Consider the following 26,438-nt stretch of genomic DNA (forward strand, 5'->3'; position numbering starts at 1 on the left):
CGGTCGGGAGCGCCCTCTCGGCGAGGTGGCGGAGGCGGGAAGGGGAGAATGGACGGGTGAAGCTCCTCGTCGCGGCCCTCGAGGCCGAACTCGTCGCGTTCCCCGCCGATCTTCCCGGCTTCGACCAGCTCGTCACCGGCCCCGGCAAGCTCCAGGCGACATACGCGCTGACGCGTGCGCTCGACGCGGCTGACTACGACGAGGTCGTCGTCGTCGGAACGGCGGGCGCGATCGACGCACGCCTGGATGCGGACGTGTACGACATCGACGCCGCGATCCAGCACGACGTCACCGACATCGACGGCATCGTCGGCCAGCACGTCTCGCTCCCGCCCCGCGTCGAGGTGGGACGCGAAGGCGTCACGATCGCGACGGGCGACCACTTCGTCGACGACGCGGAGGCCGTCTCGGTCATCCGCCCACTGGGCGCCGGGCTCGTCGACATGGAGACCTACGCGTACATCTGGGTGGCGGAGCGGTTCGGCGTGCCGATCCGCGTGCTGAAGGCCGTCTCCGACCGCGCGCAGGACAACGCGCTGACGGACTGGCGAGCCACGGTGACGGCGTGCAGCCACCGGCTGCGCGACAAGATCCTCGCCGAGTACGGCGTCTGACGGGTCAGTCGCGGCGCGACCGCGCGAAGATCGCCCGCAGCACGAAGAACACGATCACCGCGACGACGGCGACGACGACGAGCTTGCCGATGAACCAGAGGACCGAGAACAGCACGTCGACCAGCACCCACGCGATGATGATCGCGACGACGACTCCGATGACAGTCCAGACGGTGGTCTTGTTCACCCCTACAGCCTAGATAGTGTGGGGGCCGCGGGGGTGCGATCTGCTTCCGCGCGTCCGCACACACCCGCCGAAGGAAGACGATGACCACTCCCAGCGACCCCACGCCGGCACAGCCCGCCGACGAGCAGCCCACGCAGGCGTACCCGCCCGCCGACGAGCAGCCCACGCAGGCGTACCCGCCCGCCGACGAGCAGCCCACGCAGGCGTACCCGCCCGCCGGACAGCCCGCCTACGGCGAGCCGGGGGGCGCAGCCGCTTACGGGCAGCCGTCGTACGGGCAGCCTGCGTACGGTGCGCCGACTCAGACCTACGGCGCCCCCGAGGCGCCCGTGTCCGAGACCGACCGCCCGCGCGGTCTCGCGTGGGCCTCGCTCGGCCTCGCGATCGGCGGTCTGGTTCTCGTCGGCATCGCGTTCGCCCCGCTCCTGTGGGTCTCGCTGGTCCTCGCGGTCCTCGGCGGACTGCTGCTCCTGGTTGCGTTCGTCCTGGGCATCGTGACGCTCGCAAGCAAGAAGCAGGGGGGCAAGGGACTCGGGATCGGCGCGATCGCGGTGTCGGTGCTGGGTGGCATCCTGTGGGTCTTCGCGATCGTCGCCGCGTTCGTGTGGATCGGGCTCGCCGCGTCGAGCTCGAGCTCGGGCTCGAATCCGGACGTGTCCGTGTCGGAGGAGGCGACGCCGGGCGACGGCGCAGACACCGAGGACGACGGAGGCACCGAGGACGGCGGAGAGGCTCAGACCGGCACCTACGACGAGGCCGCCTACCTTGATGTCGTGCGCCCCCGGATCACCGAGATCCTGCAGGAGATCGATCCCAGCATCACCGAGGACATGATCAGCCAGATCTACTCGGACGAGATGCTGATCACGACCGGAAAGGCCCTGCTCGTGGCCGGCGACGCCGCCCGCGACGCGTTCGTGTCATCCACCGTCGAGAGCAGTGACGGGCTGTTCGCCGAAGAACAGGCCATCGCGTTCTACGACACGGTGTACGACGCGGCCGAGATGTACCTCGTCGAGGAGTGATCGGCCGGTGACGGTCGGGGGCGGCGGCTCGCCGAGCCGCCGCCCCCGCGCGTCACGGCATCACGACGACCACTGCGTCTTCGGCCAGGTCACCGCGGCGAGCGCCGCCTGACCAGACAGCGACGGGTGGAAGTAGTCGCGCGTCGAGATGTCCGACCTGGTGAAGGCATAGGTCGCGACCGCGCCTCCGTCCCACCGGCAGGTGCCGGGGTAGCCGGCGCAGGCCGCCGCGAGCGCGGCGTTGTATTCGTCGACCCTCGCCTGAACGGCGGCCCGGCGCTGGACGTCCGCCGCCTTCGTGCTGGTGGGGTTGGCGAGCATCGACTGGCAGATGCGGAGGAGACCCCACGTCAAGCGAGCGCTGAGGCTCGACTTGTTGAGGTCGTACATCCGCTGCAGGCTCGGGATGCTGGCCACGAACACCTGCGGCGTGCTCGGGCTCGTCGAGAGCGTGGCGAGTGCAGCCTGGACGTTCGCGGCGAACGTGGCGGTGGGTGTCATCTCCGCCACGGTCCGGGTGCAGGCGTCGTTGGCGCCGATCTCGATGGTGACGTACTGAGCACCTTGCGCCACCGCCTTCTGCGCCTGCGCGGTGAGCGCGCTCGACTTCGCCCCCGCGACGGCGTCGTTGTACCCGACCAGGTTGTCGGGAGCGGCCGTGGCGCGCAGGCGGAGGAGGTGTGAATTGACCGACGTCGTCGTGCCGGTCGACCAGCTGCCGGCCGGGCAGCTGGCGAGAGCACTGCAGGTCATGGACGCCTGCGTGATGGAGTCGCCGAGGGCAGCCATCACTCTGACGCCGTCCGGCGGCAGGGGGGCGGCATGCGCGGCCGACGAGGTGAACAGGGTTCCCGAGATGATGACGGCCGCGGCCGCAAGGCTGGCGAGCGCGCGACGCGCCCTGGAGGAAGAGCGCATGAGGTGACTCCGTTACGACATCGTGGATGGAGTGGGCGCGGCAGCAGCCGCGGCCGGACGAGCGCGCCGGCGGTCGGGCAGGATCGGGTCCCCAGAACCGGATCTGGCGCGACCCTACACCCGCGCGTCACGCCGCATCAATGGCCCGCACGCCGAGGGCCCGTCACGCGACGAGTGCGGCGTCCTGCGAGATCGTGCTCGGGCCGTGAGGGGTGGCGACGACGATGAGCTGCGCCGGGATCTGCTCCTTCATCGCGGCGACGTGGCTGATCAGCCCGACCGTGCGACCGCCCTGCCGCAGCTCGTCGAGCGTGCGCATGGCGAGCTCGAGCGTGTCGTCGTCGAGGGAGCCGAAGCCCTCGTCGATGAAGAGCGTGTCAAGGCGCACCCCGCCGGCGCGCGCGGTCACGACCTCGGCGAGTCCGAGCGCGAGGGCGAGCGAGGCGAGGAAGGTCTCTCCTCCCGACAGCGACTGCGCCGGGCGCGCCATCCCCGTGTGCGCATCCATGATCTCGAGGCCGAGTCCGGATGCCGCGCCGCGCGCCGCAAGGGCGTCACTGTGCTGCAGGCGGTACCGACCGGACGACATGTCGGACAGGCGGAGGTTGGCCGCCTCCACGATCTCTTCCAGCTCCGCTGCCAGCACGAAGGATTCGAGTGTCATGCGGTGCGTGTTCGGGGCGCGACCGTTGAGGGTGTTCGCGAGGCGCGAGACCACTGCGTGCGTCTCGGCGAGAACGGCGATGCCGTCGTGGGATACGTGCGCACGATCGACCAGATCGGCCAGCCGGGCGGCGGCCTGCTCCGCGTGCGCGGCACGATCGACCGCCGCGCTCCACTGCTCGCGGGTCGCCGCGAGCGCCGCGGCCGTCGCCGTCAGATCGACAGCGTCGTCGGGCTCTCCGGCGAGCTCGAGCTCGAGTTCGCGCAGTCGCTCGCGCTCTATGCGGAGGGCGACGTCGTGCGCCGCGACCCGCTCCTCGAGCGAATCCCGGTCGGCGGTCGACCGCAGGGCGGCAGCGGCCTGGGCGGCGTCCGCGAACACCGAGGCGGCGATCCGTTCGTCGCGTTCGCGCGCGGCTTTGCGAGCCCGGTCGGCGGCCGTTCCGGCCGCGACGAGCGCCGCGGCGAGAGCCGACGCCTGATCGCGCAGCGCCGTGCCGTGGGCGATGCGCTCGGCGACGGTCGCGAACTCCCCGCGCGCAGCGTCGACCGTCTGCCGAGCGGCTCCGACCTGCGCCTCCAGCGCGGCACGTCGCTCTCGCAGTGCGGCCAGTTCGGCGGCGAGGGCTTCGCGCTCGTCGCGGGCCTCGGCGTCGGCGGCGGTCAGTCCCTTCCGCTCCGCCGTGAGCCGGTCCCGTTCGGCCGCGGCCTCCTGGGCGGCGGCCGCCGCGGAATCCGCCTGGGCGAGGGCGTCGACGAGAGCGGCGACGCCCTCGCCCGCCCAGGCCATCGCCGTCGCGAGGGCCTCGCGCGCGCCTCGCGCCGCGTCGGCTGCGGCCTTCTCGGCGACGGCGGCGGCGTCCCGCGCACCTTCTGCCGCGGCGATCTCGGCGTCGGAGACGGGCTGTTCGGTCGCCTCCGCGGGAGCAGGGTGCTCGGTGGCGCCGCACACGGCGCACGGTTCGCCGTCGATGAGGGCCGCGGCCAGCTCTGCCGCATGGCCGGCGAGCCGGCGGCGCAGGAGCGTGGTGACGAGGGAGCGGGCGCGATCATGGCGGCCGGTTTCAGCGAGGTAGGCGACCTCCGCCGCGCGGGCCGCTTCGGTCAGCTTCTCAGCGTCACGGGCGGCCCGCAATCGTTCGGAGGTCGCCTCCCGATGCTGCCGCGTCGACTCGAGCGTTCCCGCCCGCGCCTGCAGATCGGGGAGCGCCGCATCGATCTCGGCCACACGCGCCGGGAAGGCAGATCGCGCGGCGTCGAGCGTGGCGAGCGCCTGTTCGAACTCCGCAGCCCTCGCCTCGCCGTCCGCGGCCTCGGCGACGATCCGCTCGAGCTCTCGCTCGGCGGCTTCGGCCGCTGACCAGACCGCGAGGTCGCCGGTGACACGCTCCACGACGGCGGCGAGCGCCTCGGTGTCGGGCTGCGCGGGTGATCTCCCCGCCGCGCGCCACTCGCCGAGCAGACGAGCGGCGTCGTCCTCCGCCACCTTCGCGGCGAGCTCGGCCTCGGCTGCCGTGTCGAGGTAGGCGCGGAGGCCCTCGGCGGCAGCGGCCTGTGCGAGAACGGCACGGTCTTCGGCGATGAGAGGCTCGGCCGCCTCGAGCCGCGCGAGCGCCTCGCGCGACCTCCTGCGCTGCTCGTGGGTGGCGTGCCGCGCCTTGGCCGACGCGTGCGCCGCTTCGGCAGCGTGGTGTGCGGCGTCGGCCTCGGCTCGCTCGCGCGCCAGAGTCTCGGCCCGGTACGCCGCGCGCTGCACCCCGACTGCGGTGGCCTCGAGCCGCGTCGCGAGGGATGCCGGAGGTGCGTTCGCGGGATCGGACGCGTCGGAGGGCAGCAGGCCTTCAGCGGCGAGCAGATGCTCGGCCTCGCCGACGAGCAGCTCGACGCCGTCGCCGGCGAGCGACAGCTCGTGCTCCGCGTCCTTGCGACGTTGCTCCAGCGCCGCCTGGTAGCCCTCGTAGGTGCGGGTGCCGAAAAGACGGCGAAGGAGCCGCTGTCGCTCGTCGTTCTTGGCCAGGAGGAACTCGGCGAACCGGTTCTGCGCGAGCAGGATGACCTGCAGGAACTGCTGCTGACTGAGGCCGAGGATGTCGTCGAGCTCGCGCGCGACGTCGACGGGACGAGCGGCGCGCCCGATCCACTCGCCGTTCACCAGCTCGTCGAGCTGGGCACGGTGCGGCTCGGTCGTCATTCCTGAACCGCGCTGCTTCGGGCGTTCGTACTCCGGCGAGCGCGTCACGCGCCATCGCCTGTCGCCGGCGCTGAACTCCACACTCACGCGCGTCGGGTCGTCGGGGGCGCAGTGGTCGCTGCGGAGGCGACGGTCGGAGCCGTCATAGCGCGGCACCCCGCCGTAGAGCGCGAAGGTGACGCCGTCGAGGACGCTGGACTTGCCCGCGCCGGTGCGCCCGGAGATCAGGAAGATCCCGTCGGCGGCGAACGCGTCGAAGTCGACCACCTGGCGCTCGCGGAACGGGCCGAAACCCGTCAGCTCGAGTCGATGAAGCCTCACGCGGTCGCCTCCACGACGCTGCGCTCGTCGATCACGTCGCGGATGATCGCGACCTCCGGCTCGGAGGCGCCATCGCCCTCGCGGACGTGGGACAGGAACGCGTCCACGAGCTCGGCATCGGACCGCGCGCGGCGGACGCGGCGCGAATACGACAGGCCGTCGTCGCCGCGGACGCCCTCCGGCGTGTGGACGACCGTCGCGCAGTGCGGGAAGCGCGCGAGGAGGCGCCGCATCGGGTCGGACTGCGGGGTGGGATCGGTGTACTTCGCGCACACCCACGCGGATTCGGCGTCGGCGAAGCGCGGGTCGGTCAGCAGCTCGTCGAGCGTGCCGCGAAGCGTGACCAGCGGCCGCGGAACGGGGAGGTCGAGCCACGTCGCGGATGCGAAGCCCGCGGCGTCGAAGTCGACGAGCCAGGACCCGCGCGGCTTGTCGCCCTCGGTGAACCCGTAGTGCAGGGGCGCACCGGCGTAGCGCACACGGTCGGACAGCTGCTGTCGGCCGTGGATGTGCCCCAGGGCCACGTAGTCCGGACCGTCGAACACCGAGAGCGGAACGACGTCGAGGCTGCCCTGGCGGATCTCGCGCTCGACGCCGGGCGTGGCATCCACCCCCGCGGCGAAGCAGTGAGCGATCGCGACGGATCGCCCGCCTCGCTCGGCGAGATCGGCGCGCACGAAGGCCATCGCGTGCTCGACCGCCCTCCGCTGGGACCGCACGTCGCCGTCGGGCCACAGGTGCCGCACGAGCGCCGGCTCGAGGTAGGGGATGCCGTAGAAGTGCACCGGACCGTCGGCGTCGGCCACCGTGACCGGCGTCCCGACCCGAAGCGGGTCGGTCACGACGTGGATGCCGTCGCGGAGCAGCGCCGACTGGAACCCCAGGCGCGCCGCGGAGTCGTGATTGCCGCTCGTGACGAGGACCGTCGCCCCGGCGTCGGACAGGCCTCGCAGCGTGTCGGTCAGCAGTCCGTAGCAGGCCGCCGCGGGAGCCGCGGAATCGAACACGTCGCCGGCGACGACGACGACGTCGACGTCGTGCTCGCGCACCTGGGCGACGAGCGCGCCGAGCACGCCTCGCAGCGCATCGAGCGTGGCGTGGCCGTGGAACGACCGCCCGATGTGCCAGTCCGAGGTGTGCAGGATCCGCATGCTCACACGGTACTTTCGCGCTCCGACATCGTCGTCGAGGCGTGCCGGGCACGGGCGACGGGGATGCCTCGTTCCCGGGCGTATCCTGCCCCCATGGCCTTGCCCGAGGTGTGCGTGGTGTACCTGCTCCGCCGCGGCTCCGACGGCCTGGAGGTGCTGCTCGGCGACAAGCTCACGGGACTCGGTCGCGGAAAGGTGGTGGGGATCGGAGGCAAGCTCGACCCCGGCGAGAGCCCCCGCCAGGCGGCGGTGCGCGAGGTCCACGAGGAGATCGGCGTGGTGGTCGCGGCATCCGACCTCGTCGAAGCGGGCGCGATCGACTACCACTTCCCCACCCGGCCGGAGTGGTCGCAGCGCTCGACGGTGTTCACGACGCGGCGGTGGCAGTGCGAACCGGTGGCGACGGACGAGATCGCCCCGCGGTGGTACCCGCTCGCCGCCGTCCCGTACGCCCGCATGTGGGACGACGCCGTCCGCTGGCTACCCGGCGTGCTGCGCGGCGGCAGCGTCGATGCCCGGTACACGTTCGGCCCGGACCTGTCGACCGTGGTCCTCGAGACGAGCTGACGGTCCGCGGCCGAATCGCCCGGCGCGGGTGGCGAACGGATGCCGCAGCCGACGTATCGTGGAATATGGCGCCCTCACCGGAATCACCCCGTTCCACCGTCGTGGCCCTCGTCGGGGCCGACAGAGATGAGCTCTTGGGCGGGCTCGCACGCTTCCCTGCGATCGCCGCCCTCGCCCTTCGCGAGACCGAGCCCGCCGAGGCCGCGCGGGCCGTGGCCGCCTCCTCCTCCCCCTACGTGGTCCACGACGCCGATCCCCTCGAGCACGTGGCCGCCGCCTGGGTGGAGCTGTACGAGGAGAAGGCGACGCTCGGCACCCTCGAGATCGAGGTCGAGACGCTGCTCGGCCTCTTCGCCTCGGGGGAGGCCGTCATGCCCGACTACTACCTGGTCGCCGCGCCCGAGTCGATCGAGGGCACGTGGCGGCACTGGTGGCTCGGAGCGCTCGCCCAGCGGGCGCCCTCGCGTGTGCTCCCCGTCGAGGCGTCGGACACGGCGCTGCGGGCACGCCTGCGCGCGCTTCCCTCCTCGCGACCGTGGCCCGGCCCGGACTGGCTGCGCCGCGTCCACTTCGACATCCCGGACCGTGTCGGCCTGCGCGACCAGCGGGGCGCGGCGTGAGCGTGGCTTAGTCTGCCGGTGTGACCGATGCTCGCCCCTTCTCCTTCGCGGGCGCCACGCTGATCGTCGAGCGTCGCGGATCTGGGCGTCCGGTCTACGTCCTCATCCACGGCCTCGGCATGGGGCGCAGCGTGTTCGCAGACCTCGTCGCCCACCTGGACGACACCGCCGAGGTCATCACCATGGACCTCCCGGGATACGGCGAGGCCCCGCCACCTCCGCGGGTGCTCACGATGCAGCGGACGGCCGACCTCGTGGCCGCGTATCTGCGTGCGCACGTCGGCGAGCCCGCGGTCGTCGTCGGGCACTCGATGGGCGCGCAGATCGCCCTCGAGGTCGCGGCGCGGCATCCGGGCGCCGTCTCCCGCCTCGTGCTCGTGGGACCCACCGTCGACCCCCGGGCCCGCACCGCACTGGGCCAGATCGGCCGGCTGCTGTGCGACATCGCCGTCGAGAGTCCCCGGGTCATCGCGATCGGAGCGCGCGAGTACCTGCGCGCAGGACCCCGGCTGCGCGGGAAGTTCCGCGCGACGCTCGCTCACCGCCCCGAGGATGTGCTGCCGCAGGTCGCCGCGCCGACGCTCGTGCTCCGTGGCGAACACGACGTGGTCGCGCCCCGCGAATGGTGCGAGCGGATCGTCGAGACCCTTCCCGACGGACGGCTGGCGGAGGTGGCCGGCCACGGGCACGAGACCATGATCCGGGATGCCGCGCCCGCCGCCGCGCTCATCCGCGAGTTCGTCGGCGAGGGCTGAGGGACTGCCGCCCACCCGCGGATTCCTGCCATGTCCGGGACCTCCGGCAATGTCCGACCCCCCGCGTACGTTCGAGTCATCGGAACATACGGAGGAAGTCATGCTCTCGCTCGTCACCGCCGCCGAACAGCAGTATCGCCACGACACCTGGGCCCGCGACCGCGAACGCGCGCTGCTCGCCGCCATCCGCGAACGACGGGCGGCCGAATCGGTCGAGCGCGCCGTTCCGAAGCAGCGCATCGCGCGCGCGCAGTGGGCGCGCCCGATCGGGGTGCGCCTCACCAACGCCGAGGTCTGCACGACCGCGGCGTGCGCCGTCGCCTGACGCGGCGTCCACGGCACGAATGCGACGACGCCCCGCGCCGAAGCGCGGGGCGTCCGTCTCGGTGAGACCGGAGCCTCAGGACTCCTGAGGGGACTCGGCGTCACCGGTGGAGACCTGGCGCGCGAGCTCCTTCACGTCCGACTCCGGCAGCGGCACACCAGACTGCTCGAGCCGTTGCGCGAGCACGTGCTCGATCTGCTCGAGCGACTCCGTGCCGACGTCCTGCCGGGTCTGCGCCACGATGCCGGCCACCTTGTCCACCGACGACGCATCGTTCTGCGACATCGCCGGGAGGCGCTGCTCCTGCTCGCTGCCGAGGCCGCCCTCGCGCTGCGCCTGACCGGCCGTGAGCGTCTCACGGCCTTCGTCCTGGCCGAGGTGATCGCCGCCGTTCCCGGACGCGATCACGCCGATGCCGATCGCCTCGTGGCTGGCGTCGTCCCCTCCCTCCGCGGGGGCCGCGGCATCCGTCGTCGGATCCGTCGTCGGCGGTTCTGTGGCCTGCGGCTCGTCCGGCCCCGTCGCGGCGACCTCCGGCGTGGCCGGGTCGGGCGGCGCGGTCTCGTTCGCGTTCTTCTCGTGGTCGGTCATCACGGCTCCTCTTCGCCTCGGTCGGTGTCTGACGCCAGGTCGGGATCGGCGCTCTGGCGGGCGATCTCGCCTTCGACGGGGTCGTCGGGGGCGAGCCCGGCGTCCGCCGACGGCTGCTCGGCGTCCGCCGACTCATTGCGGGCGGCCGTCTCGCCGTCCCCGACTTCGTCCCAGCCACCGGGCGGGTCGGCGTCGATGACGCCTTCGGGCAGGTCGCGGTCCATGGAACGCTCCTCTCGTCTCCCCCAGCCTGGGGCCGAAGCATCCCTCAGGAGAAGGGCTTGACAGACGGGTCAGGCGGGCTGGCTGCCCGTCGCGGCCTTCATGGCGGCCTGCGCCGTGCGGTCGCGCGCCACCGCGTCGCCGAGCATCTGACCGCCGTTGCGCAGCAGAGCGCGGCGCCACGGGAGGGTCCCCTCGATCTCGATCTGGATCGACATCGACAGCAGGGTGCGGATGAGGACGATGATGCCGAGGATCGCGGCATCCTCGAGCGAGGGCTTTGACGTGATGGTGCGGATGAGGTCCGCGGCGACCAGCACCTCGAGGCCGAGCAGGATCGCCGCCCCGAGCGTCGTCCGCAGCACCGTGAACGCCGCCCCGCCGCCCTCGTGGCGGGCGAGCGAGCGCGCTCCGAGCACGAGCGCGATCACGAAGCCGACGATCATCGCCGCGGCGCCGACGGCTTCGAAGCCGACCGCGACGAGGGTGAACACCTCTTCCACCTGCACGCGGCCAGCATAGGGCTCGCGCGCGGTCCCCGCGCGGCGGTGCCGCGGCGGTTCGGCGGCGGACTAGGCCGAACGGCGGTCGGCGAGGATGCCCCCGCGTCCGGGGTGGGCCGCGAACCAGTCCGCGACGTACCAGCACACCGGGCTGACGCGGCGGCCGCCGCTGCGCTCCAGCTCGGACACGGCCCGCTCGACGAGTTCGCCCGCGTACCCGTGACCGCGGAAGGTCGGCACGGTGTACGCGCGTGTCATCGCGACGGTGCGGCCGTCGTCGCGGTAGTCCAGCACGCTCACGAGGTCGTCCCCGCGGTGGAGCGTGTAGCGCGAGGCGTCGGGTTCGTGCGTGAAGCGGAGCTCGGTCACCACGTCAGAGTAGACCTGCCCGGGCGCGGCGGGACGCGCGAACCCGGGATGTCGCGGCCTTCGCACAGCGATGTCCCGGCGGGCGCTCAGCCGGGGAGCACTCCGGTGCGGGCCAGTCGCGAGTACCAGCGGCCACTGTCCTTCACCGTGCGCTCGAGGGTGTCGAAGTCGACCCGGACGATGCCGAACCGCTTGGCGTAGCCGTACCCCCACTCGAAGTTGTCCAGCAGCGACCACACGAAGTAGCCGCGCAGATCGGCGCCCCGGACCATCGCCCGGTGGGCCGCGGTGAAGTGCCGACGCAGGTAGTCGAGCCGCTCGGGGTCGGGCACCGAACCGTCCTCGGCCACGACGTCGGCGAAAGCCGCGCCGTTCTCGGTCACCATGAGCGGCTGGTCGGGGAACTCCTCGGTCAACGCCAGCAGCAGCTCTTCGAGCCCTTCGGGAGCGATGTTCCAGCCCATCTCCGTATACGGCCCCGGCTGCTCGACGAACTCGACGACCCGGTCGCTTCCCGGCCATGCCGTGCCACCGGCCGCACCCTTGTGCCCGTCGTTCATCTGCTTGGGCGAGACGCCGTCCCACAGCCTCACGGTGGCGGTCGAGTAGTAGTTGACGCCCAGCACGTCCAGGGGCTGGTTGATCGCGTCCAGGTCGCCGTCGCGCACGAACGACCAGTCGGTGACGGATGCCGTGTCCGCGAGCACGTCGGCCGGGTACTCCCCCTTCAGCATGGGGTGGGTGAAGACGCGGTTCGCGAGACCGTCGATGCGCCGCATGGCCTCCGCCGCACCGTCGCCCAGACCCCGCAGGACGTGGAAGTTCAGCGTGACGGAGTAGTCCGGGTCGCCCGTCGACGTCGCCCTCAGCGCTTGGACGGCGCGCCCGTGCGCGAGGTTGAGGTGGTGCACGGCGGCGAGCGCGGCGGCGGGTTCGTGCCTCCCGGGCGCGTGTCCCCCCTGTCCGTAGCCGAGGTACGCCGAGCACCACGGCTCGTTGAGCGTCGTCCACGTGTGCACGCGGTCGCCGAGAGCTGCGCCCATCACCTCGGCGTACCGCTCGAAAGCGTCGGTGGTCGCGCGCGCCGGCCAGCCGCCGGCATCCTCCAGCGCCTGCGGGAGATCCCAGTGGTAGAGCGTGGCGACGGGACGGATGCCGCGCTCGAGGAGTCCGTCGACGAGTCGCGAATAGAAGTCGATGCCCGCCTGGTTCACCGCGCCGGTGCCGGTCGGCATGATGCGCGGCCACGCGATGGAGAACCGGTACGCGCCGAGTCCGAGCTCCCTCATGAGGTCGAGGTCGTCGTCGACGCGGTGGTAGTGGTCGCACGCCACGTCGCCGGTGTCGCCGTTCCACACCTTGCCCGGGGTCTTGCTGAAGGTGTCCCAGATCGACGGGCCCCGCCCGTCCTCGTCGAAAGCGCCCTCGACCTGGTACGACGCGGTCGCCGAGCCGAAGGTGAACCCGGGCGGGAACACCAGGCCGGCGTCGCGGTAGTCGGGGCTTCCGTGGACGGCGGGCGAGGCGGGAGAAGTCACGGATGTCATCGTGTCACCTCCGAGAGGTCGGCCGTCAACTGTTGCGAACGTCCGTCGGGCGCGGTCACGGTGATCGTGCGGGTCCCCTCACCGCCCGGGAAGACCCGCAGCTCGAGACCGTCGAAGTAGTCGTAGTCGGGACGATCGGACCGTGCACCCCAGGGGATGACCGCCCCTGGCCGCACGTACAGCGGGAGGCTGTCGAACCCGTGCGTCTCGCGCCGCCAGCCCCCGCCGGTCACGGTCTCGCCGGTGAGCAGGCTCGTCCACTCCCCCTCGGGCAGGTAGAAGTCGACACGCCCGTCGGCCGAGAAGACCGGGGCGACGAGGATGTCGGACCCGAGCATGTACTGCCGGTCGAGGTGCAGCACCGCCGGATCGTCGGGGAACTCCAGCAGCATCGGGCGCAGGATCGGGACCCCTGTGGCCGCGGCATCCACGCCCGCCTGGAAGAGGTACGGCATCAGTCGCATCTTGAGGTGCGTGAAGCGCCGCGTGACCTCGACCGCCTCCTCGTCGAACGCCCACGGCACGCGGTAAGAACCCGAGCCGTGGAAGCGCGAGTGCGAGCCGAGAAGCCCGAAAGCGGTCCAGCGCTTGAAGACCGCAGCATCCGGTGTGCCCTCGAAGCCGCCGATGTCGTGACTCCAGTGCGCGAACCCGCTGAAGGCGAGCGAAAGCCCTCCCCGGAGCGTCTCCGCCATCGACGCGTACGTCGACGTCGAGTCGCCGCCCCAGTGGACGGGCATCGTCTGCCCGCCGGTGGTCGCGGACCGCGCGAAGAGCACCGCGTCGCCCTCGCCGCGGGCGTCGACGAGCACCGAGTGCACGGCCTCGTTGTACAGCTGCGTGTAGAGGTTGTGCATGCGCTGAGGGTCGGAGCCGTCCGCCCACTCGACGTCGACGGGGATGCGCTCGCCGAAGTCCGTCTTGAAGCAGTCCACACCCTGGTCGACCAGGCGGCGCAGGTGCCCCTGGTACCAGGCGGTGGCCTCGGGGTTGGTGAAGTCCACCAGAGCCATGCCGGCCTGCCACCGATCCCACTGCCACACCGTGCCGTCGGCGCGCTTCACGAGGAAGCCTTGGTCGGCGGCCTCGCGGAACAGCGGCGAGCGCTGCCCGATGTACGGGTTGATCCACACGCTGACGCGGAGGTCCTTCGCGTGCAGGCGCGCGAGCATGCCGTCGGGGTCAGGGAAGGTGCGGGGGTCCCACTCGAAGTCGCACCAGTTGAACTCGCGCATCCAGAAGCAGTCGAAGTGGAACACCGACACGGGCAGCTCGCGCGCGGCCATCTCGTCGATGAACGAGGTCACGGTGGCCTCGTCGTAGTCGGTCGTGAAGGATGTCGACAGCCACAGGCCGTACGACCACGCGGGCACGACCGGCGGTCGTCCCGTGAGCGCCGTGTAGCGCGAAAGCACGTCCTTGGGCGTCGGCCCGTCGATCACGAAGTACTCGAGCACCTCGCCCGGCACCGAGAACTGCACGCGCTCGACGGCCTCGGAGCCGACCTCGAACGAGACGTGACCGGGGTCGTTCACGAGCACGCCGTACCCGCGGCTCGACAGGTAGAACGGCACGCTCTTGTACGCCTGCTCGCTGGAGGTCCCGCCGTCGGCGTTCCAGATCTCGACCGTCTGGCCGTTCTTGGCCACCGGCCCGAATCGCTCGCCGAGGCCGTAGACCACCTCGCCGACGCCGAGGTCGAGCTGCTCGTGCACGAAGACGCGCTCGAGCGGGGCCGGTGAGTCCCCCCGTGCGTTGCCGACGATGCCGGTGTCGACCTGCGCGTCCGGCGCGAGCCGGACGTATCCCTGCGCCTTGTGCCCGCTCGTCGTGAGGACGCCGTCGCCGTGCTCGAACGACAGCGACCACGGGGCTCCGTGAGAGATGCGGGCGGTGAGACCCCCCGTCGTCAGCACTCCCCCGTCGCCGGAGACCGACGCCCGACCGACGCCGGAGACGGCGCCGGGAAGCCCGAATCCGCCGTGCCACGCGCCGCCCTCGTGGTGGGCGATGCGCACGCGCACCACACCCTCGAGCGGCGAAGACAGCGTCACGGTCAGCACGGGACGGTTGAGCGTGTCCCCGCGCTTGGCGATGACCGAGGTGGGCGCGGTGACCACCAGCCCCGGACCGTCCGCCGTGGCCGTCTCCCAGACGTCGTACGCCTCCTGCGCGTAGAGGGCGGTGACTCCGGGTCGGAGCTGCCAGAACCCGTCGGTGAACTTCATTACTTGACTGCTCCTGCCGTGATGCCGCGCGTGAGGGTGCGCTGGAAGATGAGGAAGAAGATGATCGTGGGGATGATGCCCAGCAACGCCGAACCGGCCGTGGTCGTGACATCCATGAGCCGGTCGCCCTGGAGCACGCTGATCGCCACCGGCACCGTCTGGTTGGCGTTGGACGCCAGGAACGTCAGCGGGATGAGGAACTCGTTCCACGTCCAGATGAAGAAGAAGATGAGCAGCACCGACAGGGTCGGGCGGCTGATCGGGAACACCACGCGCCACAGGATCTGCCACCGCGAGGCGCCGTCGATCGACGCGGCCTCGAGGACCTCCTTGGGGAACGTCCCGTACACCGATGAGAGCAGGTAGGTGCCGAAGGCGGCCTGGATGACGGTGAAGACGATGATGACCGACCACACGTTGTCGTAGAGCCCCACCTCTTTGAACATGTAGTACAGCGGGTAGAGCAGCGCCTCCTGCGGCAGAAGGTTCGCGAGGAGGAACAGCAGCACGATCCAGGTGCGGCCGCGCACGCGTCCGATGCCGATCGCGAAGGCGTTGAACATCGAGATCAGGACCGCGAGCACGGCGACCAGTCCCGAGATGAAGATCGAATTCCACACCTTCTGCGGGAAGTTCACGCGCTCCCAGAAGTTCTGGATGCCGGTGAAGTCCAGCGCCTGCGGCAGCGCGAACGGCCCGGAGGTGGCGTAGTCGATGGGCGACTTGAAGGCGTTCACGACGATGAGGTAGAAGGGCACCAGCACGATGACTGCGCCGAAGACGACGAGCGCGAGCATGAGCCAGTCGACGGGACGCTTCTTGATCATTCCGCCCCGTCCGCGCTTGGCGCGCCGGGAGCCGGTGACGATGGCGGTGGTCGCGGTCATCACAGTCCCGCCCTTTCCTTGCGCTCCGCGGAGTTCTGCACCCGGATGAAGATGATCGACACGATGACGACGAGGATCGTCAGCACGGTGGCGATCGTGGCGCCGTAGCCGACGTTCCGCTTGGTGAAGAACTCGGTGTAGGCGTAATAGGCGGGAACGAGGGTCGCCCCCGCGGGGCCGCCCTGGGTGATGACGAAGACCGGGCCGAAGACCTTGAGGGCGGCGATGGTGCAGGTGAGCGTCACCACGAAGACCTCGGGACGGATGATGCTCAGCGTGATCGCGGTGAACCGCTGGTACCAGTTCGCGCCGTCGAGCTCGGCGGCCTCGTACAGCTCGGGATCGACGCGCTGGAGCGCGGCCATGAAGATGACGACCGGATAGCCGATCTGCACCCAGACCAGCACCGCCATCAGCACGAGCAGCGCGGACGGCATCTGTCCCAGCCAGTCGACGGGGCCGATGCCGAACACCTGGAGGAACTGGTTCATCGCGCCGGTGCCGCCCGGACGGAAGATCCAGCCGATGACGATTCCGGCCACCGCGATCGGCAGGATCTGCGGCAGGTAGTAGGTGGCCCGCAGGAAGCTCCCGACCTTGCCGCCGAACTTGCGCCCCACCACGTCGAAGAGCGCTGCGGCGATCACCAGCCCGAGGAGCGTCGGAACGATCACCATCGCGACGATCATCCAGACGGAGTTCCCGAACGAGGTCCAGAAGTCCGCATCGCCGAAGAGCTTGACCCAATTCTCCAGCCCGATGAACTCCGGCTCGTTGACTCCCCGCCACTTCGTGAACGTGAGATACACGTTGAAGATGAGCGGGAGGATGACGATGACCAGCAGCAGCACGAAACCGGGCACCAGATACAGCCAGTAGCCGGCCGTTCCACCCCGCCGCTGCGGGATCGCGGGCTCGTCAGGGGGAAGCTTCGTGCGTGCGGGCCGATCGGCGCGCGTGATGACAGACATGTTCGACTCCCGTTGTGCGGGGGCGGCGACGTCGCCGCCGCCCCCGCGCGTGGGTCAGCGGAAGTCCGCTGTCCCTTCTTCGTACTCGGCGCCCAGGTTGGCGTTGGTCGTCTCGACGTCCTGCGTGCCGGTGACGAGACCCTGCAGCTGCTGGACGATGACGTCGTAGAAGCCGGGAGCGGGCCAGTCGGGATAGAACGACAGGCCGTCCGCGTCGAGGATGCCGTTGAACGTGGCGATCAGTTCCTGGCTCTTCGGGTCGGTGATGTCGGCGGGGTCGGCCGCGACGGGCAGCCCGCCGTTGTTGCCGAGGATCGCCTGGATCTCCGGGCGCATCGTGATGTCGATGAACTCGTACGCGAGCTCCTTGTTCGCCGCGTTCTCGGGGACGACCCAGAGGTTTCCGGACGAGCCCAGCGACAGGTCGGAGCCGGGGAACGCGGTCATCGTCCACTCGAAGTCGGTGGCCTGCTCGACGAAGCGGCCGTACCACCACGAGCCGGACACGAAGATCGGCGCGGTGCCGTTGATGAACGCGACACCCGCGTCCTCGGCGACGACGGATGCCACGTCCGACGCGATGTAGCCCTTGTCGATGTAGTCGAGGAGCGTCTCGCTCGCCGCGGTGATCTCGGGGCCCTGCCAGTCGACCGGGTTCTCGTACAGCTGGTAGTCGTTGACGAACTGACGATCGCCCTCGGCGAGCGCGAACTGGTACCAGAGCTGTCCCAGCGGGTACTCGGCGCCGGCCTCGGCCAGCGGGGTGATCCCCTGCGCGACGAACGCGTCCAGCACCTCCACGAACTCGTCGTAGGTGGTCGGGACTTCGAGCCCTGCCTCTTCGAACATGTCGAGGTTGTAGTAGACCCCGACGAACTCTCCGTAGTTGGGCACCCCGTACCAGGTGTCGCCGCCCATGACGCCGCTCTCCGAGTACTTCGCGGTGGTCTGCAGCGACGGTGCGAGCAGGTCCGCCCAGCCGTACTCCTCGACCGCGTCCGAGATGTCGGCGATGAGGCCCGTCGAGGCCAGGAAGCCGGCGGTGGCGTTGCCCTTGTTGAACTCCATGAGGTCGGGCGCGGCATCCGTGTCGAGCACCTGGCTGGCCGTCGAGTTGATCTGCTCGAAGGTCTTCTCCTCGAACTTGACCGTGGCGCCCGTCTCCTCCTCGAAGATCTCGATGGCCTCGGCCCAGGCTTTGCCCATCGCGCTGTCCGCGCCCTCGTAGTGCCAGAGCTTGAGCGTCTCGCCGTCGCCTCCGCCGTCCGACGATCCGCCGCCGGCGCAGCCGGCCAGCGCGAGCGCCCCGACCGTGACGGCGCCGAGCGCGACGAGGCCGCGCCGGGCGTTCTTGCGTGTGATTCGTGCCATCGGTGGCACTCCTTTCTTGGTGACCTGCGTTGGTCGAGGGGTGGGATTCAGTTGTCGAAGCGCTTCGATAACGGGCGGCGAAACGCTGATCGGATGCCGCGGCGGTCAGTCCGCCGGGGCCTCCGACGATCGGGGGGCGGCGATGGAGCCGCGCGCGGTGTACACGGGAGGGATCAGACGCACGCCCGGCTCCGGCTGGTCGGGCCCGAGTGTCTGCAGCGCGAGGTCGACGGCGAGGTCGCACGACGACTGCGGCACGAGCGGGATCGAGTCCAGCGCCACGGGCAGTGCGCCGAGGTCGAACGATGCGCCGACCGAGATGACCGAGACATCTCCGGGGACGCTCATCCCCCGGTCGTCGAGCTCGGCGAGGACCGCGGCGTGCGCGTCGTCCGCGCAGTGGAGGATGAGGGCTGTTGCGCCCGCGTCGAGCATCTCGGCGACGGCGCGGCGCGTCTGCTGACGATTCGTGTGACGCACGCCCGTGGTTCCGAAGGCCGCGGAGAGTCCGCGCTCGGCGCTGCGCTCGAGCACTCCGGCGCGGACGCGCGGCGGGAAGTTGGACTTCACGTAGGCCGTGTCGGCCTGGCCGACCAGTCCGATGGAGCGATGCCCGGCGTCGGCGAGGAGGTCGACCGCCCAGGCGGCGGCGGCCTCGAAGTCGAGGTCGACGCAGATGAGGCCCTCGTTGTCGTCGGGGATGCCGATGAAGACCGTCGGCGTGGCGATCTGCCTGGCGAGCGCCACACGCGCATCGTCGGGCGCGACGTCGAGCACGAGGATCGCGTCGACGAGACGGTTGGCGGCGACCCGGCTCATCCCGGCCTGTGCCTGCTCGTCGGTCAGAAGGAGGATGTCGTAGTCGTTGCGCCGCGCCGCGACGGCCGTGGCGAGGACGAACGCCATGTGCGTCGGCGCGTGCGTGTCGGTGCGCAGCGGCTCGGTGAGCGCGAAGATCTGCGTGCGCGATCCGGCGAGCATGCGCGCCCCGGCGTTCGGGCTGTAGCCGAGCTCGAGCACGGCGGCCTCGATGCGGCGCCGCGTGTCGGGGGCGACGGGTCGCTTCCCGCTCAGCGCGTAGGAGACCGTGCTGATGGACACCCCGGCGGCCTCAGCCACCTCGTTGATGTTCGCCACGTCGACCTCGTCGTCTGTCGGTGATTCAGGTCGAAGCGCTTCGCGGAAACGCTTCGACACGAATGTTAGGCACAGTCGTTCGCGCAGCGCAAGCGATTTGTCGAATTGGCCAACAAATAGGGCCTGGGTTGGTGCGGTCCGGATTGAGCAAAGTGTCACATTTCGTCATGCGGCAGGCGTGGCATCCGAGCGATTTGACGCATTGCGACGCACTCCGTCATAATCAGCCACATGACTGACAACGCAAGCTACCTGTCCGCCTGGGAGGCGAACGGAGCTGCCGGCATGATGATGGCCGGCCGCGTTGCCATGTGTTGTCGAATGTGCCACTAGCACGGTGACCCCCGCCGGACCCGCACGCCGCTTCTGAAAACGGCCTGGCGAGTCCCCGAAGCACCGGTTCCGCTGCGTCGATCACGCGCGTCCGGATGCCTCGCTCAACGCCCGATCACGGGCACCGCCCCACCGGGCACACGCACATCCGAGCCTCTTCCCGCCGTCTTCGGCCCGGCTCCCTTCCGCAAGGACCCATCATCATGTCGACCACCGCCCTCCTCGACCGCCCGACCGCCCCCGCCGCTCCCGTCCGTCACCTCCGCGCGGTGACGCGCCCGGCTCCGGCCCCCGATCCCGCCGCCGCGGCTCCCGCCGCCGCGGCTCCCGCCGCACCGGCACAGCCGACCCAGCCCGCCCAGCGCCACCTCCCCCCGGGGACCGCCCCGCGTGGCTTCGCGCTCTACGTCGGCATCGACGAGGCGAAGGCCGCGGCTTCCGGTGTCAGCCTCGGCGTGCTCGTCGACGCGCTGCGCCGCACCCTCGCAGACCTGGCGCCGGAAGCCGAGACCTACGCGACCGTCGCTCTCGCACCCGTCGGCTCCGGCGGACGGGACGTCGACGTCGTGCGCCTCGCGCTCCACGAGCCCTCGGCCACGGCCCGCACGAAGCAGGACGAGCCCGAGGACGAGGACCGCGCGGGCGGCGGCGTCGTCGTCGACATCTCGCGCAAGCGCGTGCTCATCGACGGCGAGTCGGCGGCCTTCACCTTCAAGGAGTTCGAACTGCTGCAGTACCTCGTGCTGCGCGAGGGGCGCACGATCGAGCGCACCGAACTGGTGACCTCGCTGTGGCAGGGGGCCTCCGAGGAGGAGGCGCCGGGAGAGCGGACGATCGACGTGCACGTCCGCCGCCTGCGCGCGAAGCTCGGCCGCTACGAGGACATCGTGCGCACGGTCCGCGGGGTCGGCTACCGGTTCGACCGCCACGCCGACGTCGTCATCCGCTACGGTCACGGCACGCCCTCGCCCGACCGCTTCTGACGTTCGCCGGACTGCCGCAGTCAGGAGATCTGCCGCAGTCAGGTCGCTCCGCACGGATTCGGCCTGATCCGGGCATATCTCCTGATCCGAGCCGCGGGGGTGAGGGGCGGATGTCGGAGGGCGAGGCGTATCGTCGGAGCATGACCTCCGTCGCACCGACCGGCCGCGCCGCCGGCGTCGTGCGCGAGTCCCTCCCCGACGCGGGGCGCCCCCTCGAGACGGAGTACCGGCCGCGGCATCCGCTCGACCTGCGACGCACCGTGCTCGTCCAGCGCCGCGGGGCGAACGATCCCGCGTTCGTCGTCGCGGGTCCGGTCCTGTGGCGCGCCAGCCGCACACCCGAAGGCGTCGCGACGCTGGCGCTGCGCGAGGGCGCGGGCGGCGCCGTGCGCGCGGCGGCATGGGGACCAGGACGCGAGTGGGCGCTGGCCCAGGTGCCCGCCCTGTGCGGCGCCGACGACGACCCGACCGGTTTCGACGCGTCGAAGCATCCGCTCATCGCCGATGCCCACCGGCGCAACCCCGGACTCCGCCTGAGCGCCACAGGGCTCGTCTTCGACGCGCTGGCGTGCGCGATCTTCGAGCAGAAGATCACGGGCATGCAGGCGTTCGCGGCGTGGCGCCGCCTCCTCACCCGATTCGGCGAACGTGCCCCCGGCCCCACTCCGCGCGCGATGTTCGCGCCCCCGACGATCGACGGCTGGCGCCGCATCCCCTCGTGGGCGTGGCACCGTGCCGGACTCGAGCCGCCGCAGGCCAAGACGCTCGTGCGCGCCGCACAGCGCGGAGAGTCGCTGGTGCGTTCCGTGCTCGCGGCGGACGACGGAGAGGCGGTCGACCGCGTGCTGGTCAGCCAGCCGGGCATCGGCCCGTGGACGTCGGCCGAGACGCGCATCCGCGCCCTCGGAGACCCCGACGCGGTCAGCGTCGGCGACTACCACCTCGCGCACGAGGTCGGCTACGCGCTGACGGGCAAGCGAGTCGATGACGACGGGATGCTGCGGCTCCTCGCGCCGTGGGCGGGCCAGCGTCAGCGCGTGATCCGCCTGATCTATGCCAGCGGCGTGAGCGAGCCGCGCCGGGGCCCGCGCATGAGCATCAACGACAACCGCGAGCGCTGACCGGCACGCTCGCTCGATCGCAGAATCGCGCGAGCTCCGCAGATTCCGGGCCGATCACTGCGAATCCGAGACGATTCTGCGAGTTTCGGCCGGACGGACGGGTCGCGCAACGATGCCGCTCAGGCCCCCTTGACGTTGATGAGCTGACGCAGTTCATGCCGCACCGACACGAGGTCGGCCGCGTCAGCCATGACCCGGTCGATCGGCTTGTACGCCTGCGGGATCTCGTCGATGAACGCGTCGGCGTCGCGGAACTCGATGCCGGTCATCGCCTCCCCAGCTGCTCGAGGCGACGACGGATGCCGCGACCCGCCCTGGCTCTTCGCTCCCGCTCGCGGCCCGGCACGCGAGGATGAGCGCATGATCGAGACGATGCACGGGCTGCCCGACGGCGTCCTCGGATTCCGCGCCGTGGGCGCGGTCGACTCCTCGGACTACGAGTCGGTCCTCGACCCCGCGATCGACGCCGCCATCGAGCGGGGGGAGAAGGTCAACCTCGTCCTCGTGCTGGGCGACGAGTTCGAGCGGTACACCCTCGGCGCGCTGTGGCAGGACGCGCGTCTGGAGGGCAAGCCCGCCGACACGTGGGGGCGCATCGCCCTGGTCACCGACCACTCCCTGATCGGCGAGATCGTGCACGGCATCTCCTTTCTCTTCCCGTGCGAGGTGCGCATCTTCGGCGTCGCGGCGGTCGACGACGCGGTCGCGTGGGCGGCAGAGGGTCCGAGCGGCGCGTAGCGCCCCGCGGATGTCGGGAGCCCGGAGCACACTGGCCCCATGCCGAGCCTCACCCTCAACCCGTATCTGTCGTTCCGCACCCAGGCCCGTGAGGCCATGGGCTTCTACCAGCGGGTATTCGGGGGTGAGCTCGAAGTCTCCACGTTCGGTCAGTACGAGGGCATGGTCGACGATCCCGCCGAGCGCGACCTCGTGATGCATGCCCAGCTCACCACCCCCGAGGGGCTCGTCCTCATGGCGGCCGACACTCCCGGCCGCATGGAGTACCGGGCTCCGACGGGCGTCGCCGTCTCGGTCAGCGGCGACGACGAGGCGACGCTCGAGCGGCTCTGGTCCGGCCTCGCCGAGGGCGGCGTCATCATGATGCCGTTCGACACTCCGCCGTGGGGCGGCCGGTTCGGCATGCTCACCGACCGGTACGGCGTCGAGTGGATGGTGGCCCTCAACGCTGCGCCCGCGTGAGCCGGCGCAGCGGCGGCCGGTGCGGCCCTAGGCTGTGCGCATGACGACACCTCGCAGGCGCTGGACGCGCGGGCACTCGGGCTGGTCTTTCGGCACGGCGCTCATCTTCGCCCTCGGCATCGTGTTCGGGCTGATCTGGGGCCAGGTGCTCGTCGGGCTCTTCCTCGCCTTCGCGGTGTCGATCGGCTGGCTCATCGCGTACGAGTCATGGCGCGGGCGCAACGTCGGCCTCGAGAACCGCGACGACGACGGCGCGCAGCTGTAGCGGCACCCGTCTTCCGTCGGCCCCGCGCGCGTCGTATCGTGAGCGCCGGGAGGTGATCCGAATGAACGCCACCGTCGGCGACCGCGTGGTCATCCACGGGCGCATCGTGGGCTCGGCCGAACGGGCGGGAGAGGTGATCGAGGTCCGAGGCACCGAGGAATCCCCGCTCCTGGTCGTCCGCTACGACGACGGCCACGAGGCGATCCTCGCGCCCGGAAGCGACTGCGAGATCCGCCACGAGGCCTGACCTCCGTCAGCCGAGCAGCTCCGGGAAGGAGGGTTCCTCGCCGCGCACGTGCTCCGCGAGGAAGGCGAATACCGTCTCGTACCAGATCACCGCGTGCTGAGGCTTCAGCACCCAGTGGTTCTCGTCCGGGAAGTACAGGAAGCGGTGCGGCATGCGGCCCTCCGCGTCGGCGTGATGCTCGGCCAGCTCCGACCAGAGGCGCAGTCCCTCGCCGACCGGTACGCGGTAGTCCTTGTCGCCGTGCACCACGAGCAGCGGGGTGCGGATGTCGCGCACGAAGCGATGTGGGGAGTTCTCGATCATCGCCTCGTCCGTGAAGATGCGCTGCCAGTACTCTGACGAGTCGGTCGTCCCGGCGAACTGGTCCAGCGCCCACAGGCTCGCGTGCGTGACGATCGCACGGAACCGGTCGGTGTGGCCGGCGATCCAGTTCGCCATGTAGCCGCCGAACGAGCCGCCCATCGCGGCGGTCCGGTTCTCATCGATGTCGGACCGCGACTCGACGGCGTCGGTGATCGAGAGCAGGTCGGTGTACGGCTTGCCGCCCCAGCTGTTCCAGCCGCGCGCGATGAAGTCGAGCCCGTACCCCGTGGACAGAGCGGGGTCGGGGAGGAGAACCGCGTACCCTCGCGCGGCCGCGAGGAGCGGCGCCCAGCGCCAGCTCCACGCGTTCCAGCTGCTCAGCGGGCCGCCGTGGATCCACAGCAGGAGCGGTGCCGGAGCATCCGCCGACGCGCCATCGGGAAGGAGGAGCCAGCCGCGCACCCGGGTGCCGTCCTCGGCGACCGTCTCCACCTCGGTGATCGACCCGGGCGCGTCGGGCGTCGCCACCGGCGAGGACAGCGGCGTGACCGTGCCCGCGCCCGCGATGCGGACGGGGTGCGGCGGAGCGATCCAGGACGAGCGCAGCGCGACCAGCTCGGCGCTGCCCGGCACGACCCGCACGTGGGTGTAGGTGAAGTCGTCCTCGGTCAGCCTCTCGACCGGGCCGCCGTCGAGCGGGAGGCGGAAGACCGGGCCGCGCCCGTCCTCGTCGGCCGTCGCGATGAGCGCGATGTCGCCGACGGCGAACGACAGCGACGACGCCCACCGGTCCCAGCCCTCCGCGACTCGGCGCGCGGCGGATCCATCGATCTCGGCGACCCACACCTCGGAGTCGGTCGGCGCGGCGGGAGTGCTCTTGACCGTGCGCAGGAACGCCACGAGGCGCCCGTCGTGACTGACCACGGGCGATTCGAAGTCGACGCCGATCTCGTCGAAGAGGGTCGTCCACTCCCCCGTCTCGGTGTCGATCCGCACGATCACCCGGCGGCCCGCCCGCTGCTCGCGCTCGTCCAGCGACACGACGAGGGCGGATCCGTCGGGAGTGAGGGCGCCAGCGGCGTGATCGGCCGACCGGCCGGGGCGCGGCGTGAGGTCGCGGGGCCGCGGGAGCGTCGCCGGATACGGCTGCGGCTCGGTCGCGGCATCCGCACCGCCGGGACTCGCGGCACCCGCACCGTCGGCGAGGGTCGCCGCTGCATCCCGCACCGCCTCGTCCTCGGCGGCGGTGTCCGCCACCGCAGCGGCGATCGTGTCGGCGAGCTCGTCGGCGTCGACGACGAGCAGGTGCGGCGCCGCCGGACCGAGGTCGTGGTCCCAGAACCGCACCGGGTAGGTCTGGTGGAGGATGGCCGAGACCTTCTTGTCCTTGCGTCGCGCGCGCAGCGCGGCATCGGCCTCGATCGACTCCGCCGACGGGAGGAGGGATGCCGCGACCACGACGCGGTCGCTCGACTCCGCCGTGGCCATGATGCCGTCCACCCCGCCCGCGAGCCGTGTGACGGGCCGCGCCTCTCCGCCGGCGGCGGGCAGCATCCACAGCTGCCCGGACTCGTCGTCGGCGTCGCCCTCGGCGTCGGGGCGCGCCGAGACGAACAGCAGGTCGCCGCTCGCCGTGAACGCGGCCCCCGTCTCCCCCTTGGCCGACCGCGTGAGCCGGCGCGGTGTGCCGGCCCCGTCGGACGGCACGCTCCACAGCGAGCGGTCGTAGCCGGTGCCGTCCTTCTTGAGGGCGGCGACCGTCAGGACGACGGTCGAGCCGTCGGGAGACAGCGCGAGCGCCTCCACGCGCGGAAGGGCGATGAAGTCATCAAGGGAGTGGAACGGAGTCGCCATCCCCCCACGCTAGCCCCGCCACGCGGTGAGCTTGTCGGGGTTGCGCACGATGTACACCTCGGTGATCCGCCCACTCGACACGGCCAGGGTGATGACGGAGTCCGTCACGCCGTCGACCGAGACCTCGAACGCCAGTCCGTCCGTCGTCGCCGTCGGAGTCACGCGCGCCTCGGGGAGGAGGTGCGGCAGGCCCAGCAGGAAGCGGGCCACGCGATCGGCGCCGACCACCGGGCGGCGCGCCGCCGAGACGCGACCTCCGCCGTCCGCCCTCAGCACGACGTCGGGGTCGAGCACGGCGACGAGCGCGGCGAGGTCGCCCGTCGCGGTGGCGGCGGCGAACGCTTCGGCGACCGCATCGTGCTCCGCACGCGTCGCGGATCCCGCGCGCCGTTCGCGCACACGACGGCGCGCCTGCGAGGCCAGCTGACGTGCCGCGTCCGGCGTGCGGCCGACCGCCTCGGCGATCTCGCCGAACGGCATCCCGAACACATCGTGCAGGACGAAGGCCACCCGCTCCGCGGGCGTGAGCGACTCCAGCACGACCAGGAGCGCGGTCGACACCGAGTCGTCGAGGGTCACGCGGTCGAGCGGGTCGACGGCGACGGATGCCGCGAGCGGCGAGGACGCGGGAAGCGGCTCGGGCAGCCACTCCCCGACGTAGCTCTCGCGGCGCGCGCGGGCTGAGCCGAGCATGTCGAGGCAGACGCGGCTCGCGACTCGTGTGAGCCACGCCGCGGGATTGCGGACCGCGGCGCGCTCCGCGTCGGGGAGCCGGTACCAGCGCAGGTAGGTCTCCTGCACGGCATCCTCGGCATCGGCGACCGTTCCGAGCATGCGGTAGGACAGAGCGAGCAGCGAGCGGCGTTCGCTCTCGAGCGCATCCACGTCGTTCATCAGGGCCTCCCGAGGATCCGACGACGCGGCGCCGGTGAATGTGAGCCGATACTCACATTCTGGGGTGCTGCGTCG

The 26,438-nt window shown here is 71.3% G+C and carries 28 protein-coding genes and 1 pseudogene; 12 read left to right on the forward strand and 17 right to left on the reverse strand.

Annotated elements, in window-relative coordinates; all coding sequences use genetic code 11:
- Positions 1–56: 56 nt before the first annotated feature.
- The gene (locus ACFQ0P_RS02990) at positions 57–614 is read left to right on the forward strand and encodes a phosphorylase family protein (protein ID WP_204980255.1); all 558 of its coding nucleotides are present in this window, start codon (positions 57–59) and stop codon (positions 612–614) included.
- Positions 615–618: 4 nt separating this feature from the next.
- Here the strand turns inward: ACFQ0P_RS02990 and ACFQ0P_RS02995 are convergent, their stop codons facing one another.
- Positions 619–801, reverse strand: coding sequence for a hypothetical protein (locus ACFQ0P_RS02995; protein WP_204980257.1), 183 nt, complete (start codon positions 799–801; stop codon positions 619–621).
- Between the two features lie 80 nt (positions 802–881).
- On the opposite strand from ACFQ0P_RS02995, the gene ACFQ0P_RS03000 reads away from it, so the two are divergent.
- Positions 882–1,826, forward strand: coding sequence for a hypothetical protein (locus ACFQ0P_RS03000; protein ID WP_204980259.1), 945 nt, complete (start codon positions 882–884; stop codon positions 1,824–1,826).
- A 60-nt stretch (positions 1,827–1,886) separates the two neighbouring features.
- Here the strand turns inward: ACFQ0P_RS03000 and ACFQ0P_RS03005 are convergent, their stop codons facing one another.
- From ACFQ0P_RS03005 to ACFQ0P_RS03015, 3 genes are all read right to left on the reverse strand, one after another.
- Positions 1,887–2,744, reverse strand: a complete 858-nt coding sequence (locus ACFQ0P_RS03005) for an SGNH/GDSL hydrolase family protein (RefSeq protein ID WP_204980261.1) — start codon at positions 2,742–2,744, stop codon at positions 1,887–1,889.
- 163 nt (positions 2,745–2,907) lie between these two features.
- Positions 2,908–5,919, reverse strand: a complete 3,012-nt coding sequence (locus ACFQ0P_RS03010; protein WP_204980263.1) for an AAA family ATPase — start codon at positions 5,917–5,919, stop codon at positions 2,908–2,910.
- Complete coding sequence (locus tag ACFQ0P_RS03015; protein WP_204980272.1) at positions 5,916–7,070, reverse strand: exonuclease SbcCD subunit D; 1,155 nt, start codon at positions 7,068–7,070, stop codon at positions 5,916–5,918. The genes ACFQ0P_RS03010 and ACFQ0P_RS03015 overlap by 4 nt, the downstream gene beginning before the upstream one ends.
- A gap of 93 nt (positions 7,071–7,163) precedes the next feature.
- Here ACFQ0P_RS03015 and ACFQ0P_RS03020 point away from each other — a divergent pair, with 93 nt between their 5' ends.
- The 4 genes from ACFQ0P_RS03020 (at position 7,164) to ACFQ0P_RS03035 (ending at position 9,337) form a co-directional block, all read left to right on the forward strand.
- Positions 7,164–7,637 carry an 8-oxo-dGTP diphosphatase gene (locus tag ACFQ0P_RS03020; RefSeq protein WP_204980274.1) on the forward strand — a complete coding sequence of 158 codons (474 nt, stop codon included), beginning with the start codon at positions 7,164–7,166 and terminating at the stop codon, positions 7,635–7,637.
- Positions 7,638–7,702: 65 nt separating this feature from the next.
- Entirely contained in the window at positions 7,703–8,257 is a 555-nt protein-coding gene (locus ACFQ0P_RS03025) for a hypothetical protein (RefSeq protein WP_204980275.1), read from the forward strand.
- Positions 8,258–8,277: 20 nt separating this feature from the next.
- Complete coding sequence (locus ACFQ0P_RS03030) at positions 8,278–9,012, forward strand: alpha/beta fold hydrolase (RefSeq protein ID WP_378771290.1); 735 nt, start codon at positions 8,278–8,280, stop codon at positions 9,010–9,012.
- 100 nt (positions 9,013–9,112) lie between these two features.
- Positions 9,113–9,337 (forward strand): hypothetical protein, encoded by a 225-nt coding sequence (locus ACFQ0P_RS03035; protein WP_204980276.1) that lies wholly within the window; start codon positions 9,113–9,115, stop codon positions 9,335–9,337.
- Between the two features lie 75 nt (positions 9,338–9,412).
- Here ACFQ0P_RS03035 and ACFQ0P_RS03040 read toward each other — a convergent pair whose 3' ends face one another.
- The 10 genes from ACFQ0P_RS03040 to ACFQ0P_RS03085 all read right to left on the reverse strand — a co-directional run bounded on the left by ACFQ0P_RS03040 (position 9,413) and on the right by ACFQ0P_RS03085 (position 19,163).
- Positions 9,413–9,928, reverse strand: coding sequence for a hypothetical protein (locus ACFQ0P_RS03040; protein ID WP_204980277.1), 516 nt, complete (start codon positions 9,926–9,928; stop codon positions 9,413–9,415).
- On the reverse strand, positions 9,928–10,152 hold the full coding sequence (locus ACFQ0P_RS03045; RefSeq protein ID WP_204980278.1) for a hypothetical protein: 225 nt from the start codon (positions 10,150–10,152) through the stop codon (positions 9,928–9,930). The genes ACFQ0P_RS03040 and ACFQ0P_RS03045 overlap by 1 nt, the downstream gene beginning before the upstream one ends.
- Positions 10,153–10,221: 69 nt before the next feature.
- The gene (locus ACFQ0P_RS03050) at positions 10,222–10,659 is read right to left on the reverse strand and encodes a DUF1622 domain-containing protein (protein ID WP_378771291.1); all 438 of its coding nucleotides are present in this window, start codon (positions 10,657–10,659) and stop codon (positions 10,222–10,224) included.
- 63 nt (positions 10,660–10,722) lie between these two features.
- Complete coding sequence (locus ACFQ0P_RS03055) at positions 10,723–11,022, reverse strand: GNAT family N-acetyltransferase (RefSeq protein ID WP_204980279.1); 300 nt, start codon at positions 11,020–11,022, stop codon at positions 10,723–10,725.
- Positions 11,023–11,108: 86 nt separating this feature from the next.
- On the reverse strand, positions 11,109–12,569 hold the full coding sequence (locus tag ACFQ0P_RS03060) for a glycoside hydrolase family 1 protein (RefSeq protein WP_204980282.1): 1,461 nt from the start codon (positions 12,567–12,569) through the stop codon (positions 11,109–11,111).
- Positions 12,566–14,797: an alpha-xylosidase gene (gene yicI / locus ACFQ0P_RS03065; protein ID WP_204980287.1), complete on the reverse strand. Its 2,232-nt coding sequence runs from the start codon at positions 14,795–14,797 to the stop codon at positions 12,566–12,568. The genes ACFQ0P_RS03060 and yicI overlap by 4 nt, the downstream gene beginning before the upstream one ends.
- Positions 14,797–15,684 (reverse strand): carbohydrate ABC transporter permease, encoded by an 888-nt coding sequence (locus tag ACFQ0P_RS03070; protein ID WP_204980289.1) that lies wholly within the window; start codon positions 15,682–15,684, stop codon positions 14,797–14,799. The genes yicI and ACFQ0P_RS03070 overlap by 1 nt, the downstream gene beginning before the upstream one ends.
- Entirely contained in the window at positions 15,684–16,655 is a 972-nt protein-coding gene (locus ACFQ0P_RS03075; RefSeq protein WP_204980291.1) for a carbohydrate ABC transporter permease, read from the reverse strand. Before ACFQ0P_RS03075 ends, ACFQ0P_RS03070 begins: the two co-directional genes overlap by 1 nt.
- Before the next feature lie 54 nt (positions 16,656–16,709).
- Positions 16,710–18,026: an ABC transporter substrate-binding protein gene (locus tag ACFQ0P_RS03080; RefSeq protein WP_204980293.1), complete on the reverse strand. Its 1,317-nt coding sequence runs from the start codon at positions 18,024–18,026 to the stop codon at positions 16,710–16,712.
- A 105-nt stretch (positions 18,027–18,131) separates the two neighbouring features.
- Positions 18,132–19,163 (reverse strand): LacI family DNA-binding transcriptional regulator, encoded by a 1,032-nt coding sequence (locus tag ACFQ0P_RS03085; protein WP_204980295.1) that lies wholly within the window; start codon positions 19,161–19,163, stop codon positions 18,132–18,134.
- A gap of 536 nt (positions 19,164–19,699) precedes the next feature.
- On the opposite strand from ACFQ0P_RS03085, the gene ACFQ0P_RS03090 reads away from it, so the two are divergent.
- Together ACFQ0P_RS03090 and ACFQ0P_RS03095 are read left to right on the forward strand one after the other, a co-directional pair.
- On the forward strand, positions 19,700–20,479 hold the full coding sequence (locus ACFQ0P_RS03090; protein WP_204980297.1) for a winged helix-turn-helix domain-containing protein: 780 nt from the start codon (positions 19,700–19,702) through the stop codon (positions 20,477–20,479).
- Between the two features lie 140 nt (positions 20,480–20,619).
- A complete protein-coding gene (locus ACFQ0P_RS03095; protein ID WP_378771295.1) occupies positions 20,620–21,600 on the forward strand; it encodes a DNA-3-methyladenine glycosylase family protein in 981 nt (326 codons plus the stop codon).
- A gap of 119 nt (positions 21,601–21,719) precedes the next feature.
- Here ACFQ0P_RS03095 and ACFQ0P_RS03100 read toward each other — a convergent pair.
- Positions 21,720–21,875, reverse strand: a pseudogene (locus tag ACFQ0P_RS03100) (RtcB family protein); the annotation flags it as partial.
- 85 nt (positions 21,876–21,960) lie between these two features.
- Between ACFQ0P_RS03100 and ACFQ0P_RS03105 the strand changes: the two are divergent.
- The 4 genes from ACFQ0P_RS03105 (at position 21,961) to ACFQ0P_RS03120 (ending at position 23,312) form a co-directional block, all read left to right on the forward strand.
- Positions 21,961–22,338, forward strand: coding sequence for a SpoIIAA family protein (locus ACFQ0P_RS03105; RefSeq protein ID WP_204980299.1), 378 nt, complete (start codon positions 21,961–21,963; stop codon positions 22,336–22,338).
- Positions 22,339–22,377: 39 nt separating this feature from the next.
- The gene (locus tag ACFQ0P_RS03110; RefSeq protein WP_204980301.1) at positions 22,378–22,800 is read left to right on the forward strand and encodes a VOC family protein; all 423 of its coding nucleotides are present in this window, start codon (positions 22,378–22,380) and stop codon (positions 22,798–22,800) included.
- 40 nt (positions 22,801–22,840) lie between these two features.
- Entirely contained in the window at positions 22,841–23,065 is a 225-nt protein-coding gene (locus tag ACFQ0P_RS03115; protein ID WP_204980303.1) for a hypothetical protein, read from the forward strand.
- Between the two features lie 61 nt (positions 23,066–23,126).
- Entirely contained in the window at positions 23,127–23,312 is a 186-nt protein-coding gene (locus ACFQ0P_RS03120) for a DUF1918 domain-containing protein (RefSeq protein WP_204980305.1), read from the forward strand.
- Positions 23,313–23,318: 6 nt separating this feature from the next.
- Here the strand turns inward: ACFQ0P_RS03120 and ACFQ0P_RS03125 are convergent, their stop codons facing one another.
- Together ACFQ0P_RS03125 and sigJ are read right to left on the reverse strand one after the other, a co-directional pair.
- Positions 23,319–25,469 carry a S9 family peptidase gene (locus ACFQ0P_RS03125; RefSeq protein ID WP_204980307.1) on the reverse strand — a complete coding sequence of 717 codons (2,151 nt, stop codon included), beginning with the start codon at positions 25,467–25,469 and terminating at the stop codon, positions 23,319–23,321.
- A 9-nt stretch (positions 25,470–25,478) separates the two neighbouring features.
- On the reverse strand, positions 25,479–26,363 hold the full coding sequence (sigJ, locus tag ACFQ0P_RS03130; protein ID WP_204980309.1) for an RNA polymerase sigma factor SigJ: 885 nt from the start codon (positions 26,361–26,363) through the stop codon (positions 25,479–25,481).
- Positions 26,364–26,438: the final 75 nt, after the last annotated feature.

Source organism: Microbacterium insulae, assembly GCF_042677065.1.
Taxonomy (GTDB): domain Bacteria; phylum Actinomycetota; class Actinomycetes; order Actinomycetales; family Microbacteriaceae; genus Microbacterium; species Microbacterium insulae.